Annotated in this window: 19 protein-coding genes and 1 tRNA gene; 15 read left to right on the plus strand and 5 right to left on the minus strand. The window is 66.6% G+C overall.

Going from position 1 to position 18,154, the window contains the following annotated elements:
- Positions 1 to 150: 150 nt before the first annotated feature.
- Positions 151 to 1,032, minus strand: coding sequence for a phosphotransferase enzyme family protein (locus H2Q94_RS25800; RefSeq protein WP_243789750.1), 882 nt, complete (start codon positions 1,030 to 1,032; stop codon positions 151 to 153).
- Positions 1,029 to 2,351, minus strand: a complete 1,323-nt coding sequence (locus H2Q94_RS25805) for an NsdA family TPR-like regulatory protein (RefSeq protein WP_243789751.1) — start codon at positions 2,349 to 2,351, stop codon at positions 1,029 to 1,031. Before H2Q94_RS25805 ends, H2Q94_RS25800 begins: the two co-directional genes overlap by 4 nt.
- 215 nt (positions 2,352 to 2,566) lie before the next feature.
- Here H2Q94_RS25805 and H2Q94_RS25810 point away from each other — a divergent pair, with 215 nt between their 5' ends.
- The 4 genes from H2Q94_RS25810 to H2Q94_RS25825 all read left to right on the plus strand — a co-directional run bounded on the left by H2Q94_RS25810 (position 2,567) and on the right by H2Q94_RS25825 (position 5,947).
- Positions 2,567 to 2,878: a hypothetical protein gene (locus tag H2Q94_RS25810; protein ID WP_243789752.1), complete on the plus strand. Its 312-nt coding sequence runs from the start codon at positions 2,567 to 2,569 to the stop codon at positions 2,876 to 2,878.
- A 106-nt stretch (positions 2,879 to 2,984) separates the two neighbouring features.
- Positions 2,985 to 3,392, plus strand: a complete 408-nt coding sequence (locus H2Q94_RS25815; RefSeq protein WP_243789753.1) for a hypothetical protein — start codon at positions 2,985 to 2,987, stop codon at positions 3,390 to 3,392.
- A gap of 191 nt (positions 3,393 to 3,583) precedes the next feature.
- Entirely contained in the window at positions 3,584 to 4,477 is an 894-nt protein-coding gene (locus tag H2Q94_RS25820; protein ID WP_243789754.1) for a phosphotransferase enzyme family protein, read from the plus strand.
- Positions 4,478 to 4,852: 375 nt separating this feature from the next.
- A complete protein-coding gene (locus H2Q94_RS25825; RefSeq protein ID WP_243789755.1) occupies positions 4,853 to 5,947 on the plus strand; it encodes an NACHT domain-containing protein in 1,095 nt (364 codons plus the stop codon).
- A 1,251-nt stretch (positions 5,948 to 7,198) separates the two neighbouring features.
- On the opposite strand, the gene H2Q94_RS25830 is transcribed toward H2Q94_RS25825, so the two are convergent.
- A complete protein-coding gene (locus tag H2Q94_RS25830; protein ID WP_243789756.1) occupies positions 7,199 to 8,590 on the minus strand; it encodes an NsdA family TPR-like regulatory protein in 1,392 nt (463 codons plus the stop codon).
- 219 nt (positions 8,591 to 8,809) lie between these two features.
- Between H2Q94_RS25830 and H2Q94_RS25835 the strand changes: the two genes are divergently transcribed.
- A complete protein-coding gene (locus H2Q94_RS25835) occupies positions 8,810 to 9,013 on the plus strand; it encodes a hypothetical protein (RefSeq protein ID WP_243789757.1) in 204 nt (67 codons plus the stop codon).
- Here the strand turns inward: H2Q94_RS25835 and H2Q94_RS25840 are convergent.
- Positions 9,010 to 9,339 carry a helix-turn-helix domain-containing protein gene (locus H2Q94_RS25840; protein WP_243789758.1) on the minus strand — a complete coding sequence of 110 codons (330 nt, stop codon included), beginning with the start codon at positions 9,337 to 9,339 and terminating at the stop codon, positions 9,010 to 9,012. The genes H2Q94_RS25835 and H2Q94_RS25840 overlap by 4 nt on opposite strands.
- Positions 9,340 to 9,476: 137 nt before the next feature.
- On the opposite strand from H2Q94_RS25840, the gene H2Q94_RS25845 reads away from it, so the two are divergent.
- From H2Q94_RS25845 to H2Q94_RS25890, 10 genes are all read left to right on the plus strand, one after another.
- Entirely contained in the window at positions 9,477 to 9,761 is a 285-nt protein-coding gene (locus H2Q94_RS25845; protein WP_243789759.1) for a hypothetical protein, read from the plus strand.
- Positions 9,762 to 9,894: 133 nt separating this feature from the next.
- On the plus strand, positions 9,895 to 10,134 hold the full coding sequence (locus H2Q94_RS25850; RefSeq protein ID WP_243789760.1) for a hypothetical protein: 240 nt from the start codon (positions 9,895 to 9,897) through the stop codon (positions 10,132 to 10,134).
- Positions 10,131 to 10,991 (plus strand): ABC transporter permease, encoded by an 861-nt coding sequence (locus H2Q94_RS25855; protein ID WP_243789761.1) that lies wholly within the window; start codon positions 10,131 to 10,133, stop codon positions 10,989 to 10,991. The genes H2Q94_RS25850 and H2Q94_RS25855 overlap by 4 nt, the downstream gene beginning before the upstream one ends.
- Positions 10,988 to 13,162: an FtsK/SpoIIIE domain-containing protein gene (locus H2Q94_RS25860; protein WP_243789762.1), complete on the plus strand. Its 2,175-nt coding sequence runs from the start codon at positions 10,988 to 10,990 to the stop codon at positions 13,160 to 13,162. Before H2Q94_RS25855 ends, H2Q94_RS25860 begins: the two co-directional genes overlap by 4 nt.
- Before the next feature lie 141 nt (positions 13,163 to 13,303).
- Entirely contained in the window at positions 13,304 to 13,561 is a 258-nt protein-coding gene (locus H2Q94_RS25865; RefSeq protein WP_243789763.1) for a hypothetical protein, read from the plus strand.
- Between the two features lie 87 nt (positions 13,562 to 13,648).
- Complete coding sequence (locus tag H2Q94_RS25870) at positions 13,649 to 14,248, plus strand: GGDEF domain-containing protein (RefSeq protein ID WP_243789764.1); 600 nt, start codon at positions 13,649 to 13,651, stop codon at positions 14,246 to 14,248.
- Between the two features lie 11 nt (positions 14,249 to 14,259).
- The gene (locus H2Q94_RS25875) at positions 14,260 to 15,270 is read left to right on the plus strand and encodes a bifunctional DNA primase/polymerase (protein ID WP_243789765.1); all 1,011 of its coding nucleotides are present in this window, start codon (positions 14,260 to 14,262) and stop codon (positions 15,268 to 15,270) included.
- A 29-nt stretch (positions 15,271 to 15,299) separates the two neighbouring features.
- The gene (locus tag H2Q94_RS25880) at positions 15,300 to 16,550 is read left to right on the plus strand and encodes a DUF3631 domain-containing protein (protein WP_243789766.1); all 1,251 of its coding nucleotides are present in this window, start codon (positions 15,300 to 15,302) and stop codon (positions 16,548 to 16,550) included.
- Positions 16,547 to 16,801, plus strand: a complete 255-nt coding sequence (locus H2Q94_RS25885; protein ID WP_243789767.1) for a helix-turn-helix domain-containing protein — start codon at positions 16,547 to 16,549, stop codon at positions 16,799 to 16,801. Before H2Q94_RS25880 ends, H2Q94_RS25885 begins: the two co-directional genes overlap by 4 nt.
- Complete coding sequence (locus H2Q94_RS25890; protein WP_243789768.1) at positions 16,785 to 17,957, plus strand: site-specific integrase; 1,173 nt, start codon at positions 16,785 to 16,787, stop codon at positions 17,955 to 17,957. Before H2Q94_RS25885 ends, H2Q94_RS25890 begins: the two co-directional genes overlap by 17 nt.
- A 78-nt stretch (positions 17,958 to 18,035) precedes the next feature.
- Here the strand turns inward: H2Q94_RS25890 and H2Q94_RS25895 are convergent.
- Positions 18,036 to 18,108, minus strand: a tRNA-Ala gene (locus H2Q94_RS25895).
- Positions 18,109 to 18,154 lie beyond the last annotated feature (46 nt).

Raw genomic sequence — 18,154 nt, forward strand, 5'->3', positions numbered from 1 at the left:
GCCTAGTTGGTCGCGACGCCTCTGCATCTCATCAGGCATAGGTTCCTCTGCCCGCATAGCGTCGGACCATGAGCTGGGAGAGCCGCGTAGACAGGATCAACCGGGTCCCGCCGGTTGGCTGGGCGCCCGCCCCCCGGCGCCAGGGTGCGATCAAGGCACAGCACGCCACCCGCCCCATGGGCGTGGGCCTTTATGCCCCTGAAGACAGGCAAGCCGGTGAGCGAGCTGGGTGCTGGCTGACGGGTCCTTCTCGGCGACTTGGGCGGCCATGGTGGTCATGCGTAGTTCACGGATGTCGCGCAGGATCTCGAAGCCGTCCCATGCGGTCACGTCGTAGCCGTAGGTGCGGCAGTAGTCGGTCCACTGTTCGGCGGTGAGCCAGCCGGTAGTGACATGGGATACGGCGGTGGAGACGAGGTCCCATTCCGGTGGGCCGTAGGCGCAGCGCTCGAAGTCCATGAGGATCGGGCCGCCTGCGGTGGCGGCGACGTTGCCGCGCCAGGCGTCGCCGTGGACCAGGCGCCACGGGATACCGGCAGGGAGCTCCCTGTAAGCGTCTTGGAGTTCGGTCAGACGCTTGCGCAGCCAGTCCCGGTCCTGGGTGTGGAGCCAGGTGGCACCGTCGATGCGTTCGGCCACGCGCACGAACGGCGCCAGCTCCGGCAGGTCCATCCCGTCCGGGACGTTAAGGCTGTGCAGCTCGCGCAGCAGCCCGGCTACGTCGGTCGTGCTGCCTTGCTCGTGCGGCGGAAGCTCGTGCCAGAACGTCACCCCCTGCTCCCCGACCACAACCGGGGCGTCCGGCTCACCCCACGGACGCACCGCCGGAACCTGGGTACCGGCCAGCCATCGGGTCACCTGTAGTTCCTTGGCCGCCGCGGAGACCTGGCCGGGCCGGGAGATGCGCGCGACCACGCCGCCGGGCAGTCGGTAAAGGTCGTTCTCCCCTGCCCTGATGAGCTTTGCGGCCCCGTGGTCCAAGCCAACCCGCTCACACGCCCCACGCAGCACGGCAGCCGTCTCGGTGCTCATACGGTCGCGACCGCCGCTTCGATCCGGCCGCGCAGCGCGGTTACCTCTCCGAGATCCCGGTGAGCACTCGCGTACCCGCTCAGCGCCCGGAGGTCGTCGGCGGCCCGATGGGACTTCAGCGGGGTAGCCGCTTCCAACGCCCCGCCTCCGAGGGTGGCCGCTTCGAGCGGGTCGCCGGTGACCATGATGAGGGAAGCGAGCTTGGTCTGACTGATCGCGCGCGAACGAGCTGCGGCTTCTCCGTGCTGCCGGACGGCCGTCTCCAGCCGAGTCGCTGCGTCAGTGACGAAACGACCCTGGATGGCCAACTCCCACAAAGCGTGGCCCGTATCGCCCGCGTGCTGGGCGCCGTCGTAGTACGCCATCCACGGAGGATCGTTCGCCGGTTCGGCGCGGGCGTATGCGTCATCCGCGTTGCCCACTGCCATCACGGTGTCCTGCGAGCGCCGCAGCTTGCCGAGTGCTCGGGCTCGGGCGGTGTGCAACATCGCCTGCTCGGTTCCGGTGAGCCGGTCGGACCGCACCAAGGCCATCTCCGCGAAAGTCAGGCCCGAATCCGGATCGCCGCACCAGATGGATTGTCGCGCCATCGACGACAGGATCTTTGCCCGCAGGTGCCAGTCCCCCACCTCTTCCGCACACGAGAGCGCGAACCGGAACATCCGCCGCGCATCGTCATGGGCGTAGGCGTCGAACGCCATGAAACCGGTGACGTGCCCGAGGTAGCCCACTGCGGACAACAGCTCGCCCCGAGTTCGTTCGGAGCACCGGACGTTGAGCAGCTGCACGGCGAACCGCAGTTGCGCCATCACCGCTTCGCGGACGAAGCCTCCGCCGTAGCGGGCATCCCAGGTTCCGAAGGTCTGCGCGATAGCCCGCACCTCGGCGACTTCACTCGCTCCCACCACCGACGGAACAGGGGTCGGCTCGCTGAACGCGAACATGTCGATGACGCGTGCACTGCCGACCGCAGCCGCGCCGGCCCCGACGGTCCGCAAGAACGTCTGCCGGTTCACGCCCATCTCGCGCGGAGGCTCACGGCGGGGACGACGTAACCCCAATTCGCTGTCGGTGGCGACGCCAAGCACGACGCGGAGCGCAGCGCGGCGCTGCTCGTCCTGCGGCCAGCGGATCTTGCCCTGTTCGAGCTTGCCGATGTAGTTCGCGTCGATCTCCGCGACGTTCGTGGCGCCAGTGTTCTCGTAGATCCACGCGTTGACGAGCTCGGCGAGTTCTTGGCGCGTCAACGATTCCCCGGACGCGTTCGGCGACTCGACGCGCTCCCGAGCACGACGCAGCGGTTCATTGGCCTCGGGCATGGCCGACCCCTCATCCACGGTTGGAGGCTCGCTACTCCAAACAGTAACCGCGATCACCGGGACAGATCCTCCCTCAATCCTCCCCCTGCGTTCCCCTTGACAGCCCGGTTATCCGACGTCCCGGCATGAGGCCGTTCAGCGCCACTGTGGACATAGCGCGAGCAGTGACGCCGCGTCGTGCGGCTCTCGCCCGATGAAGGGGAGGTAGTCGGTCCATGTCATTCGAGGAACACCGGTCCACCGAAGCGAGACCAGAGGGCACATTTCGTCCGGTTAGCTACCGGTTTCGGTATCTGCGCGGAGTCGTCGGCGAGTCCCAACGAGTCGTCCACCTAGCGGTATTCGCCGATCAGGGCTCGGTCTGGTCGCTGTGCCGCCGGGAGTTCGTGCTCGACGACGTCGAGCAGATCGAACGCTGCGGGATGCCGTGCATTCCTTGCGCGGGGCGAGCCGCCACGGCGACGGCAGGCTTCTCCCCCGAACTCCAATCGGGCGTGCTCTCCGATGAAGGGCGGGAGGAGCAATGACGGGCGCTGTCGTGCTACTGCTCCTACTTTCGATCGGGCTCGGTGTGCTCGCCTGGCCTCCCGAGCACCCGCAGCAGCCGACTTCTCCTCGTCGTGGGGTTCGCTGATGGACAGCCCGCTGATCTGGATCGCGAGCGTCGCGGAATCGGAATGGCACGCCGCGGCTCGTTGGGAGTGGAACGGCGCTCGACCGGTCGCCGTGTGCGGCCACGTCGTACCGGGCAAGGTGCACGGCCGCCGCAGCGTCCTGCCACCGGCGGGCGCGGGCCGCTCGTGGTGCGCAGCATGTCGCGCCGCGTTGGAGGTCGAACACGGGCACCTCAGCTCTCACCACATCCCGACGCTGGAACCGGACACCACCGCAGTGATCGAGCCCCTGAGCCGAGAAGCGGAGACAGCCCGCAACGTCGAGCTGACCCAAGCACTTCGGTTGGACCCGTCGTGGCCATCGACAGACCTCGACGCCCTAAGTCAGGTCAGGCGAACTCAGTGGGAGCCCCGGTTAGCCGCCTGAACACGCCCCACCAGCTGAGTGCACGGCTCGCCACCCGGCAGCTGTCTCAGCTCCCTGATCGCCGGTCGGCGGTGCAGGCCCCGATACCGCACCGCCGACCGGTTTCCATCCATCCACCCGGTCCGGGCACCGCATAGGCAGCCGCTCGGACTCCCCGTAGCCTGAGGCGAGCCGAAGAGGAGCAGCGCTTGATGGAGAACGCGACGTTCACGCCGCAGACCACCCGCCAAGTCCTGGAGACCGCCAGCGAAGCCGCCGGAGTCGACCCGCGCGGCGCTGAGCTGGTCCGCATGGGCGAGAACGCCATGTTTCGGCTCGCCACTGCTCCGATCATCGCCAGGGTCGGCCGCTCCGTCTCCGCCGGCCGCAAGGAAACACGGATCGCGAGCTGGCTCGCCTCCCACCAGTTCCCCGCCGTCCGGCTCGCCCCGGTCGACCGCGAGCTCGTTCCCGTCGGCGACCTGGCGGTGACCTTTTGGGAGTTCATCGAGGAGAGCGAGCAGCCGATCAGCTCCGGCGAGCTGGGCGACGTGCTGCGGCGGCTGCACTCCATCCCCGAGCCGTCGGACCTCTCGCTGCCGTTCTTCGAGCCCATGCCGAAGGTGGAGAGCCGACTCCAGAACATCGGCTCCGCCCTACCCGACGACGACCGGGCCTTCCTCAGCAACCGCAAGAAGGAACTCGACGAGCAGTTCGCCGACCTCACCTTCGAACTCGGCTTCGGCCCGGTCCACGGCGACTACCACAAGGGCAACCTCATGCGGGACCACAACGGCACCATCCGGGTCATCGACCTCGAAGACTTCTGCTGGGGACCACGCGAGTGGGATGCTTGTGTGGAGGCCGTCCGCTACCAAGCGATGGGCTGGGTCAGCGACGCCGCCTACGCCAGCTACACCGGCGCCTACGGCTTCGACCCGCTGGTATGGGACGGCTTCCCCACCATCCGAGCCATCCGCGAGCTAAACATGACCACCTGGCTCGCTCAGCAGCTCGGGCAAGCTACGGACGTCGACGCCGAAGTCCACAAGCGGATCACAGACCTACAAACCGGCGACCGCCCGCGTCGATGGGCCACCTTCTAAACCGGCCTTTAGGAAAAGTGGGTTTTCGCTGTTCGACAACGTTCATTGATACCTCCCGTACACTCGCCGCTTCGCGACTACGAATAGCCACTGTGGACGGACACCTGTCAACGTTTGCCGTTAATCTGCGGGAAAACGGGGGTGCCTCTCAACCCTGCCACCTGCCTCCGGAGGGCGTTCCGGCCGCAGCGTGTACCGGCCACGCAGCTGGCTACCTGTGGGCTCGCCAGCTGCCGATATCTGTTAGTTGTCGTGGTCTTCGACATCTGTTAGCCGCTAGTGCCCCACGGATTGGCTTCCCGCGGCGGGTGGGTGTGTCGCGGCAAAGTTTCGACATCGGGCCAACTTGAGAGGTGTGTGTGGGACGCTACGGGCGTGACAGAGAGTGGTGGGGTCCACAACGAGAATAGCGGTAAGGTCAGCGGGATTTCTTTCCAAGCTCGCGACGTGCACGGCAATGTCACGTTGCAGCACCGGGCTGCCGGTGCAGACGAGCTGCTAGCCGGGTACTTGGCAGATGCGGTGCGAGAACTCAGTAGAAAGGAAGAGGATCACTGGCGGATCGGTGATCCTGCTCCGTTGTCGGTGCGTTGGCATTCGGCTGAGCAGGATCTGTTCGACTATTGGGAGAACATTCAAGCCAGCCCGCAACGGGCGGATCCGGTGTCGCTGTCGGGTGAGTTCACGACAATCCGGGAGACCTTCAAGGCCACTGGTTCGCAACGGTTGCTGGTTCTCGGACGTGCAGGGGCGGGCAAGACCGTGCTGGCCCACCGTCTGGTTCTCGACCTAATCGAACACCGGGACCACCGCGCGCCGGTACCGGTGTTGTTCAGCCTAAGTGATTGGAACCCCATCACAACCGGGCTGCGGGACTGGATGGCCAACCGGCTTGTGCGCGATCATCCCTTCCTGGCAAAGCACGACGTCACGGGAAAACGAAGCGCCGAGCTGCTCGTCGATAGGGACTGGGTCCTGCCTGTACTAGACGGGTTCGACGAGCTTCCCGAACAGCACCGCCGCGCCGCAATATCCGAAATTAGCCGTGTTCGATGGCCGCTGATGGTCACCAGCCGCCCAGCTGAGTATGCGCAGGCTGCTCGGGAAGTTAAGGCCGTCGGCCGGGCAGCGGCCATCGAACTCGAAGACCTCACCCTTGAACAAACTGAACAATATTTGCGCCGGAGCAGTAACCCCTCGCGCGCCACGGAATGGGAATGCATCTTTGAGTATTTGCGCACTGAGCCCGCGACGATAGCAAGCCGCAACCTCGCACCGGTAGTGACTACACCGTTAATGGTCATGCTCGCTCGCACCACCTATAACGACGTCAACGAAAACTCCCCCGGGAACTGCTTGATACCACACGCTTCCCTGCCCGTGATGATCTGGAACAGCATCTGTTGGGTCGCTATGTGGACACCGTCTACACCGACCACCACGCCATACCATCCGGATCCACAGTCCTAGTCTGGGATCCTGAACAGGTCCGCCGTTGGCTCGGATACCTCGCCACCAGACTCCAAAGTCACGGAACCCATGATCTTACCTGGTGGCGACTTCCCACTCTTCTACACCGCCGCACTCGAATTTTCGCCACCACCATCGCCTATGGGCTCATGCTCGGGCTCGCGTATTTAGTGCTAGAGTCATTCGCCTACGGATTCGAGGACTGGCTCACAGACTTTCTGAAGTTCGGACGTATGCGCGGGGGGAGCGATTTCGCAGTTGCATTGCCGATTAGGCTGGGTTTAGGGCTCGCGCTAGGACTAGGGCTGGGGCTTACGCTCGCGCTTATCAACGAAAAGCGAATCAGCAGACGCGAGCCGGAACGAATACGATTGCGACGCCGAATCAGTATAAAACGCTCTGCCCTGACTTCAAGTGAAGAAGCGGCACGCGGGTTCGTACTCGGGTTAGGAATCGGGATCACACTCGGCCTCGCGGGGGGCCTAGCGTACGGGCCAGTGTACGGACTGGTGTTTGGCCTCACCCATCCGGACGGGGATGGGATCGCGGTCATACTTTTACTAAGCCCGCTTGGGGGATCATGGGAGGCATGTTATTCGGGCTCATGGTCGGGCTCGTGGTCGGAGTCATGATGGGAATCGCGAACGCCGTTGTCTCATCTCTCGGGGAGATCCTGTCCCCGAGAGAGGGGACCACGCCCTGGCAGCTCTTAAGTACTGACCGCACAGTTACGCTTTTCCGAATAACTGTGTCTGTAGTAACAATAATGCTCGTCGCTTATCTCCTTGCTGCTCCCATCACCTCAGGCGCTATCGCAGTCGCATCTTTCTTCGGGGTCATGGGCGGAGCACTTCAGTTAGCCTTCTCGGCATGGGGGAACTGGCTGCTCTTTGCGCGCCTGCTTCTTCCGCTTGCTCGCAGATTTCCGTGGCGCCCAAAACGTTTCCTTGAAGACGCTTACCAGCGAGGCGTGCTGCGCCAAGCAGGTTCGGTATATCAATTTCGGCATACTAGGCTTCGTGACCACCTCGCTGCCGTCAATGAGTCCGAATAGATAACCGAATCACATCGCTGGTGCCTGAGCTTGAAGATATTGCCTTCCGCTTTGCGCCCGGCCGCTGGCCGCCGGGTCGGCGCCAGCCGCACGCCCGGCGGGTCGGCTTGGCCGGGCTCGGATACAGCGGGCAGGCGGCCCCGCAGAGACCGCCCTTGATGAAGAAAAGAAACTCTGAAACACGATAAAACTGAGGTCTACAGAACCCTGAGCAGACTCGACGGCATCGAGTCAGCCGCGTAATCCTCGAACGCTGCGACGGCCGACGAGTCGGAGTGCTGGCGTAGCCGGTCGCGGAACTCATCGAGGTAGGAGTTGACGCGGTAGGACTTCAGCCCGGCGGCAGTATCGACGACCTCGCGGGCGACGGTGACCGCCTGCTCTACCTCGTTCGCCTGGAGGTACGACGTGGCCAAGACCGTACGGCAGAAGGAGAGGCTGCGGACGTAGAGGCTGTCGGAGGACTCGATGGACCTGGCGGCGTGTTCGGTGGCCAGGTCGGGTTTGTCGAGGTCGCGGAAGCAGTGGGCGAACTCGGCGTTCAACTCGGCGAGGTCGAAGTAGCGGATCCAGTTCGGATCGTTCGCAGGGTTGCTGGCGCTGAGGGACTTCTCAGCTTCACGCATTGCCGTGGTGGCTTCCTGCTCATTGCCCTGGGAGGAGAGGGCGCGGGCCTCCATCGAGTGGAACAGTGCCATCGCTGTCGGCGTCGCCTGCCCGCGTGCTCCTTGCGAGGCTGCGCGGGCCAGGTGGACGGCCTGCTCGTAGTAGCCGAGGAAGTTCGCCTGGTGGCTCATGCCCGCGAGGATTCGGCCGGCTAGCGCCCGGTCCCCGGCCGCCCGCGCGAGGCGGAACGCGTGGTGCAGGTAGCGCTGCGCGAGCGCGTGCTGACCGGTGTCGTAGCAGGTCCATCCGGCCAACCGGGTCAGCGCGGCGACCTCTTGGAAGTACCTGCGCCCCAGCTCGTTGTCCGGTGAGACGTGCGGCAGTAGCGGGAGCACTTCGCTTTCGAGGTACTGCGCTACCAACGGCTTCGGTCGACCTCCGCCGTAGCGGTAGTCGTAGCCCGCGAACATCGTGGTCGCGTCGTGCACGGCCTGGACGTCGAACTCGCCGATCGGCCGCGGCTCCACCGGCCGCGAACGCTCACCGTCGCTGCCGAACATCCATTTGACCAGCAACGAACTCCACGCGGCCGGAACAACCAGCAACCGGTCCGACTGCCCGGACGGGCGGAGCTCGAACGAGGCGAGCTGCGTCAGCGACGTGATCGAGTCGCTGATCGTCTCCGGGTATTCGAGCGTGTCGTCCACGTTCTCGGCCGACACTTCGCCGTAGCCAACGTCGTCCATCGTGACCGGGCGGCCGAGCACGTGGCTGAGCACCTTGACCAGCACGTGGCAGGTACGAGCCTTCGGCCGCTTGGTCGCGCCGCTCAGCCACTTCTCGACGTTGGTGTGGGACGGGGCGATCGGCTCGGAACCGTCGAGCTTGCTCAAGTCGCTCATGCGCTTGGCCAGGCCCTTGTTCGTCAGGCCCGCTTCGCTCATCAGCGCAGCTAGGCGCCGGTTCGGTTCCCGCTCAGCCATGATCCGAATGCCTCCGCCGAGTAGTAAAACATGCGGGCCAACCGGACAGGGGCACACGCGACTTGTGGCGTGTGCCCCCTCTGTGCCAATGCGCCCCCTCGTGTGCGCTGCCGTAACGGCGTCCGAACACGGACTCTTGAGTCATGGCAACGGAAACGGAAACCGGGAGCGACCAGACGCCCCGCCACTCCGCGACCACCGCGACGAAAGGACACAGCCATGGCCAAGCAGACGTTCCCCATGCCCGGCTCGAACGGCGGCGGGGTGCTGCCGAAGGTGCTCGGCACGCTGATGACGCTGGCGGTCGTGACGCTGGTGGTACAGGACCCGGTCAGCGCCGCGAACCTGGCGAGGCAGCTCGCGGGATTCCTCGGATCGGTGGTGACCGGGATGGCGACGTTCTTGCAGAACGTTCTGAGCTAGCTCAACCGCTTTTCCAGCTGCTCGACCCGCTTCCGCAGCGCGCGCAGCTCGGCGCGGACCGCCTGGAGATCGTCACTGCCAGCGTCCGGAGTGGACGACTCGCCACCGCGCAAGACCTTCTGCAAGTGGTCCTCCGGCCAGCCGAGGGCCTTCGAGATGCGGCTCAGCGTCCGCGGGTTGCGCCGGCGGGTGCTCAGCACGTGCACGAGTTCGCGCACCGTCGTCAGCGAGACCTCGGCCTGCGTCGCGAGATCGGTCATCGTCGTGCCTCGTTCGTCCAGCCGCTCGCCGATGGCTTGGCCGACCGCACGCCAGTCCTCGTTCAAGGGGCCTCCTGCCCGTCGTGACCTGCGGCAAGCCTAGCTGAGCCGATCACTTCACTGCCAAATCACTGGTGAACCCGTTGACAATGCACTATCAATTCACTACCAATATGAGCGTGAAACGACACCATGGAGGCGTCATGTACGAGCTTGACCTCGACGTTCCGAGCGCTGCCGATCTGGCCTCGATCGAAGCCGAGTTGCCTGAGTGGGACCGACTGCGGGTGCGGGACCACTGGGATGCCGTGATCGCCGAAGAGTTGGGAGCGCCGCAGCCTCCCGCAGCGCCTTCCGGGAGCTCGAACCTGGGTTCCGGCGATCGGGTGCGAGCTCGGCGCCACCTGCGGCGGGCCGACAACACCGTTCTCCGACGTGTCACCGCCGCAGTTGAGGACCCGACGGTCCTGCACGACGAGGCCGCGTGATCAGCGTCAGCCGAACGACCGTCGTCTACGACGTCCGCACCTTCAGCTAGCGGTGCCCCCGGCCCGGCCGATCCCGCCAAGAACCGCCGGGCCGGGGCTCCCGACCAATCCCTGATCAACCAGGAGGAATCCGATGCTAGTGCGCCTGTTCAGGTTCGTGAGCCCGTCCGTGCGGGTGACGTTCCGGGTGCTGCGAGGGCTGGTCTTTCCGATCGCCCTGCTGATCGCGCTGTCGCTGGCCTCCGGGCTGGTGCGCACGGCCGCGCTGTGCGCGTTCGCCGTGGTCGCGTTGCTGCGCGGCGCCATCCTCACCGTCGACTACTTGGCCGAGCGCACACCGGCGCCGCGGCTGGGTGGGGCGGTGGCCCGATGAACACCGCCAAGAGCGCCTACCCGGTTCCGATCGACGAGCTGATCCCGCAAGCCCGGCAGCTGGCCACCGATCTCGGCGAGTTGCCGTCGCGGAACCGGCTGATGTCGGAACTGCGGATCGGGGCGAAGAAGGCAAACACGGTCCTCGAATTCCTTGGCAAAGCTGATGCGGAGGCCGAGGAGGCGAGTCCGGTCCGGCTGCACCTGGTCGCCGAGACCGAGCCGGACGACTCCGGCCAGGACCCGGCCGAGCCCCTCTCGGAGGACGACGAAGACCAGCTGACCCCGGAGCCGGAACCCACCGAGCCCGTCTCCGCAAGGGGCCGTGGACCGGAGAAACAAGGCACTCACACGGAAGCCGTTCCTGCCGAGCACGAGCAGGCCAGCAAGATCGCGAGCCCGGAGCTGCCTCCAGTGGCCCGGCCGGTTCCGCGATGGCCGGTGCTGTTGCTGGCGTTGCCCGCGTTCGTGGCGATCTGGTCCGGCTGGGTCGGCCTGGGCGGGCTCACCGGCTTCGGCATCGTGCACCCGCTTCCGGGCATCTGGGACGGGTTCGAACTCAACACCGCGATCACCCTCCCCATCGGAGTCGAGACCTACGCCGCCTACGCACTGCGGGTCTGGCTCTCCGGCCAGGTCCCGCAGCGAGCACGCCGGTTCGCCCGCATCTCCGCGCTGGGCTCGCTGGGACTCGGCGCACTCGGGCAGATCGCCTACCACCTGATGACCGCCGCGGGCATGACCTCAGCTCCCTGGTGGATCACCACCTTGGTCGCCTGCCTGCCCGTTGCCGTGCTCGGCATGGGCGCGGCCCTCACTCACCTGCTGCACACCGACCCCACGGAGGTGACCCCATGACCAACCACAACGAGCACCAAGACCAGGACGAGCAGCAGACCGCACGAGTCCTGCACCTGCACTCCGAGAGGGTCGAAGCTCCCAACTCTGGGAAGCCCGGAGCGCCGGAGCCGGAGGTGGTCGAGGGCGAGATCGTCGAGCCGGAGACCGTCGACCAGACCGAGCAGAAATCCGAGACCACGTCGCCGCTGGTGCGACCGGAGAAGCGGCTGCCGATCCTCCCCGCCTGGGCCAAGGACCCGCAGGAATTCCGGGCTACCGCGCGGTGGGCGCTCGGCTACACCGGACACACCGCCGGGTACCACGCGGTGCGCTGCCCGCTCTACCTCGGACGCATCCTCGCGCGAGTTCCGCAAGGAACCCTCCGGCTGCTGCGCGCCTTGCTCAACTGGGTCACCGACGCCGAAGGTCGTCCGGTCCGGTACGCCTCGGCCCGACGAGAGGACGCCGCCGAGTACCTGAAGCTCTCCCAGCAGCGGGACGGCCGAGTCCGGGCCAGAGCTGTGATCGCCACCGGCCTCGGCGCTGCGAGCGTCGTAGCGATCTTCCTGGTGCGGGAGCTGCTGCCGGAGATCGCGCAGTGGGTCTTCGTCACCGCTGCTCTCGCCGGTCTGGGCTGGTTGGGAGCGCCTTCTGACAAGCCGATCGCGAGCCGGGCGGTGGAGTCCACCAAGGTCCCCAAGCTCACCTCCGGTGCTGTCGAAACGGCCTTGGCGTCGCTGGGCATCTCCCTGGTCAACCAGGCTTTGGGCAAGGGCGGAACCGGGGTCGGGTTCCCCCGGCCGATCGCACGCGACGGGAAGGGCTGGCGCGCGGACATCGACCTGCCGCCCGGAGTCACGCCCGGCGACATCATGGAACGCCGCGCCAAGCTCGCCTCCGGACTCCGGCGCCCGCTCGGGTGTGTGTGGCCCGAAGCCGACAACACCGAACACGCCGGACGCCTCGTGCTGTGGGTCGGGGATCAGGACATGCGCAAGGCCACCCAACCGGCATGGGCGCTGCGCAAGGGACACCGGGTGGACCTGTTCCAGTCGCAGCCGTTCGGCACCGATCAGCGTGGGCGGTGGGTGGATGTGCGGTTGATGTTCACCTCGGTGGTCATCGGGGCAATTCCGCGGATGGGTAAGACGTTCGCGCTGCGTGAGCTGCTGCTGATCGCCGCACTCGATCCGCGTTCCGAGCTGCACACCTACGACCTCAAAGGCACCGGCGACCTCGACCCCCTCGAACCCGTCACCCACGTCCACGGGGTCGGGGACGAGCCCGAAGAGATCGACCAGGCCGTGACCGACCTGCGCGGGCTGCGCGACGAACTGCGGCGGCGGGCGAAGCTGATCCGCGATCTGGCGAAGAGCGGAAAGGCGCCGGAGAACAAGGTCACCCCGGACTTGGCCAGCAAGAAGAGCTTGCGGCTGCATCCGATCGTGATCGGGGTGGATGAGTGCCAGGTGTGGTTCGAGCATCCGGACTTCGGCGAGGAGTTGGAGGCGATCTGCACGGACCTGGTCAAGCGGGGTCCGGCGCTGGGCATCATCTTGATGCTCGCCACCCAGCGCCCCGACGCGAAGAGCCTGCCGACCGGGATCAGCGCGAACGTCTCGACCCGGTTCTGCCTGAAAGTCCAGGGACAGACCGAAAACGACATGGTGTTGGGCACCTCGAAGTACAAGCAAGGCGTGCGCGCCACGACGTTCGCGTGGGACGACAAGGGCATCGGCTACCTCGTCGGCGAAGGCAGCGAAGCGCAGATCGTGCGCAGCGTCGCCGGACTCGACGGACCCGCCTCGGAGAAGGTCGTTGCCTACGCCCGGAACCTGCGCGAGCAGGCGGGGACGTTGACCGGTCACGCCATCGGCGAGCGACTGGAGTCCGAAGAGGACTCCCGCCGAGACACGCTCTTGGAAGACGTCCTCACGGTGGTGCCGGAGGCGGAGAAGAAGGTCTGGAACGAACGCGTCATCGCACGCCTCTACGAACTGCGACCCGACGTCTACGGCACCTACCGGGAAGCCGCCGACCTCACCGCCGCACTGAAGCGACACGGCATCCGCACCGCTCAGGTCTGGGGCACCACCGACGAAGGCAAGGGCGCCAGCCGCATCGGCATCACCCGCGCCGACATCACCGAAGAAGTCACGGAACGTAACCGTCATCGCGATGCCGGATAGCCCCCGGCACGTCTCTAGCCCTAGACGGTGCCGCCTCTAGGCCTAGAGACCCCGCTAGACACCTCTCTCTTTCCTCACCAGCGCCCTAGCCCCTAGAGGCGCCTGGGCCGACGCGTGCCAAAAACCGCCAGGAGGCCATCCATGACCCCCACCGAACCGGCAACGGCGTTCCTGTTCGCCGCCCTACTGATCGTCACTCTCGGTTACGCGGCGAGCTGCAAGATCTGGCCGTTCAAGGCCTGCCGGACCTGCGGCGGCACGGGCAAGCTCCGCTCCCCGTTCATCCGGGCCATCCGCCACTGCCCGCGCTGCCGCGCCACCGGGCTGCGCCCGCGGATCGGGCTGAAGGCGTGGAACGCCTACCGGCGCCTGCACCACAGCAACCGCCGCAACCGCTGACGAAGACCGCGGCCCCGCCCGGCTGTCTCTGGCCGGAGCACCGACCGGGCGGGACCACTTCACCCCCTTGCGCAGGAGGCGCACCTGATGTTCGCAGAGATCACCTTGCCGCTGGCTACCGCTGGTTGGGCGGCAATCGCCACCGCCACGGCCGTCACGCTCCACCGACGTCTCCACACCGACGAACTGACCGGCATCGGCAACCGTTCCGCCCTCCGCCGCCACGCACGCCGCACCCGTCGAGCGGGACTGGTCGGAGTGCTGCTGATCGACCTCGACCGCTTCAAGGTCATCAACGACACCCACGGGCACGACTTCGGCAACGAGGTCTTGGCCGCCGTCGCCGCCCGCCTCGCGGATAACACCGCACCGGGTGAGCGAGCCGTCCGGCTGCACGGGGACGAGTTCGCCGTGCACCTCGGGCGGACCACCCGCACCCACGCCGTGCGCCGGGCCAACGAGATCACAGCCGCTCTCGCCGAGCCCCTCGACGTACGCGGCCATCAGATCACCGCGCTCGGCAGCCTCGGGCTCACCGTCGCCGCAGCCGGCACTCCGCTCGGCGACCTGCTCGGCGCGGCCGATCGCCGCATGTACCGGGCCAAACATGCCCGCCGGATGCCCGCGATCCGAACCGGCAGACCTCGGCGCACCCGCGATCTGTCGCCACCCGACCACGCCGCATGAAGGAGGAGACCATGACGACTTCCCTCGAACTCGCCACCTGGCTCGCGCGCCACGAGCTGCACGTCTTTCCCTTGCGGCCGAACAGCAAACGCCCGTTCGGCAACTGCTCGGGGTGCAGGGCCGAGCAGTGCATCCCTGCTGAATGCGGGTGCCTGGCAGCCGAGCGTCCGTGCCACGGCTACCTCTCGGCGACCACCGACCTGGACCAGATCCGGCGCTGGTGGTCGCGGATTCCACGAGCGAACGTCGCGATCAGTACCGGTCCGTCCGGACTCGTGGTGCTCGACCTGGACCGCAAGACCAAGCCAGCCGCACCCGCCGCACACGACGTGCCCACCTCGGTCGCGGACGGGTTGGAAGCACTGCACGCCATCACCGCGGCCGAAGACGTGGCCTGGCCGGAGACGCTGACCGTCGAGACCCCCAGCGAAGGACGTCACCTGTACTTCCGCTCCCCTGACGAGCTGGAAGTCAGCAGCGACGCCACCGGCCGGGTCGGCCACCAGATCGACATCCGGGCACAAGGCGGCTACGTGGTCGCACCGGGCTGCGGGATCACCGCGCCACCCGAAGACCTCTTCGGCCGCTACGAGCGAGTGTCGTTCGGGATCGAGATCGCCCCACTGCCCGAGTGGCTGAGGCCGCGGGTCGCTCCTCCGACTCCGGCAGTCGAGCCGGTGGAAGCTCCCAACGTCCCCGCCGGTCCGATCGGAGACCACGCTCCCGCCTACTGGCGCCGGATCTGGGATGCCGAGCTGCACAAGGTCGAGACACGCGAAGGGGAGCGGTGGCGACTCGTCTACGCCTCTGCCCGTCGGCTGGCGAATCTCGCCGTCCACGACGCCGCGCCGTGGTCCGAGCACGACGCCGTTGAAGCCCTGGTCGCCTCCGCGATCCGCCGCCGCCAGCGCACCGGCAAACCGCTCGAAGAAGCCACCGCCCGCCGCAACGCCGCACGCGGTTGGCAACGCGGCAGCCACGACGGCCCGGAATCCCTGCTCGGCCTCGGCCGCACCGCATGACCACTCCCGACTCCACCGGAGACAGCCCGATGACATCCCAGCCCGCCCGCACCGGCGCCGCACTGCTCGACGAACTGCACGCCGCCCTGACCCGCTACGTGATCCTGCCCAGCCCGCACGCCCTGGACGCCGTCGTGCTCTGGACCGCCGCCAGCCATGCACAACTCGCCTGGGCACACGCCCCGCGCCTGGTCATCCGTGCACCGGAGAAGCGCTGCGGGAAGTCCCGACTGCTCGACGTCGTGGAGGCGACCTGCCATGACCCGTTCCTGACCGTCAACGCCAGCCCGGCGGCCGTCTACCGCTCCATCACTGACGACCCGCCCACGATGCTCGTCGACGAAGCAGACACGATCTTCGGCCCGAACGCCGATGGCAACGAAGATCTTCGCGGTCTGCTCAACGCCGGGCACCAGCGCAACCGCCCGGCCAAGCGCTACGACGCCTCCACCAACCGGGTCGAGTCGATCGCCACGTTCGCGATGGCCGCACTCGCCGGAATCGGCACCATGCCCGACACCATCGAAGACCGCGCCGTCATCATCCGCATGCGCCGCCGAGCACCCGGCGAAAAAGTCGCCCCCTACCGCCACCGCCGCGACCGCCCCGCGCTCGTGGAACTCGCCGGACGGATCAGCGACTGGCTCCGCACCGACCTGGCCCAACTCGAACGCGCCGAACCCCCGATGCCCATCGAGGACCGCGCCGCCGACACCTGGGAACCGCTGATCGCTGTCGCCGATCACGCGGGCGGTGACTGGCCCGACCGGGCACGGCAAGCGGCCCTGACGCTGATCGCCGAGTCCCAGGGCGACAACGAAGGAACGCTGCGCACTCGGCTGCTGGTGGACTGCCGCACCGCGTTCGGTGATCAGTACGAGATCGCCAGCGGGGAACTCATCCGTCAGCTCAATGCCGACCCAGAAGCGCCGTGGCGGGACTACGGGGCTCAAGGGCTCACTCAGGCCAAGCTCGCCCGGCTGCTCGGAGAGTTCGACATCCGCTCGGGAAACGTTCGCTTCCCGGACGGCAGCCAGTCCAAGGGCTACCGACGGGCGGACTTCCTGGACGCCTGGACCCGCTATTGCCCGCCCCCTGGGGGTGAGCCGTCCCGGCCGTCCCAAGCGTCGCCGCCCAGCTCAACGCGGGACGCCTTGCACCCCTGGGACGGATCAAAGCGTCCCACCGAACCAAACCGTCCCAGCCTGACCAGCATCGCAACGCCTGGGACGGCTGGGACGGACAACCCCGCCAACACCACCGAGAGGGGAGCAGCGTGACCGAGAACGTCAGCACCGAATCGACCCCGTTCCGGCGCGAGGACGTCCCCGCTCGACTTCTCTACCCGGTCCGCGAAGCCATGGTTCTGCTCTCCATGAGCCGCTCAACGATCTACGAACAGCTGCGCAGTGGACGGCTGCGTTCGGTGTCCCAAGGCAGTTCACGGCTGATTCCCGTCCGAGCGCTGGACGAGTACGTGGAACTGCTGGAGAACGAGGCGAAGGAGGCCACCGATGGCAAAGCGGCGTAGCCGAGGTGACGGCGGCCTGTACTGGTCCGAGGAACGACAGCGGTGGATCGCGTCGGTGACGGTCGGTTTCGACGCACGCGGAAAGCGCATCGTCCGGAAGGCGAGCGGCAAGACGAAGACCGCCGCCCATGCGAAACTCCGCGAGATCCTGCGCGACCAGGAAGATGGTCAACCGGCTGAAGACACCGCCTACTCCGTCGCTGATGCGGCCCAGAGCTGGTTGGCCTACGGGCTGAGCGGCCGAAGCAAGTCCACAGTAGACAACTACCGCTTCCAGGTCGAAGGCCACATCCTCCCCCGCCTCGGAAAGCGAAAACTCCGTGAGCTGTCCGTCGAAGAGGTCGACAAATGGTTGGCCGACAGGGCCAGCGTGCTGAGCACGCGAACCGTACGCCTGCTGCATTCGCTCTTGAGCCGGATCGTCAAGCACGCGCAAGCCAGGGACAAGGTGAAACGGAACGTCGTATCCCTCTGCGAGATTCCAACGGGGTTGGACGGAAGGCCGTCGAAGTCCCTCAACCTGGAACAGGCCAGGGCCGTGCTCAAAGCCTCGGAGAAGTCTCCGTTGCACGCCTACATCGTGCTTTCACTGCTCATCGGAGCCCGTACCGAAGAACTTCGCGCGCTCCGTTGGGATCACGTCGACCTGGACGGTGCCGTCACGGCAGAACCTCCGGTGCCTCGTTCGATCTCGGTGTGGCGCTCGGTTCGCGAAGGTGGCGACACCAAGACGCGAAAGTCACGCCGGACGCTCGCGCTTCCGATGCGCTGTGTCGTCGCGCTGCGGTTGCACCGCATCCGGCAACGGCGGGCGAAGCAGATCGCCGCCAGCAGCTGGCAGGCGACGAACCTCGTGTTCACGTCCGCGGTCGGCACTGAACTCGACTCGCACAACGTGCGCCGCGAGTTCCGGAAAGTCATCAAGGCCGCAGCCTGCGGACTCGATCCGAAGGAGTGGACTCCGCGGGAACTGCGCCACAGCTTCGTCTCACTGATGTCGGACTCCGGGGTACCGCTGGAAGACATCGCGCGGCTGGTCGGTCACAGCGGCACCAGGGTGACCGAGCTGATCTACCGGCACCAGATCAGGCCGGTCCTCGTCGACGACTCAGGGACCATGGATCGACTCTTCCCCACCCAGCGCAGAGAGCCGTAGTCACGCAGTTAGTCCCTCAGAAAGGAAACAGGGCCGATGTTCCGAAGAACATCGGCCCTGTGACCTGCGATTTCAATGTGGAGCTGAGGGGATTCGAACCCCTGACCCCTTGACTGCCAGTCAAGTGCGCTACCAGCTGCGCCACAGCCCCTGATTCACTTCTGCGGTGTTCGGTTCCGGTGTTCCGGTCCCGTTCA

The organism is Saccharopolyspora gloriosae, from assembly GCF_022828475.1.
Taxonomy (GTDB): Bacteria; Actinomycetota; Actinomycetes; order Mycobacteriales; family Pseudonocardiaceae; genus Saccharopolyspora_C; species Saccharopolyspora_C gloriosae_A.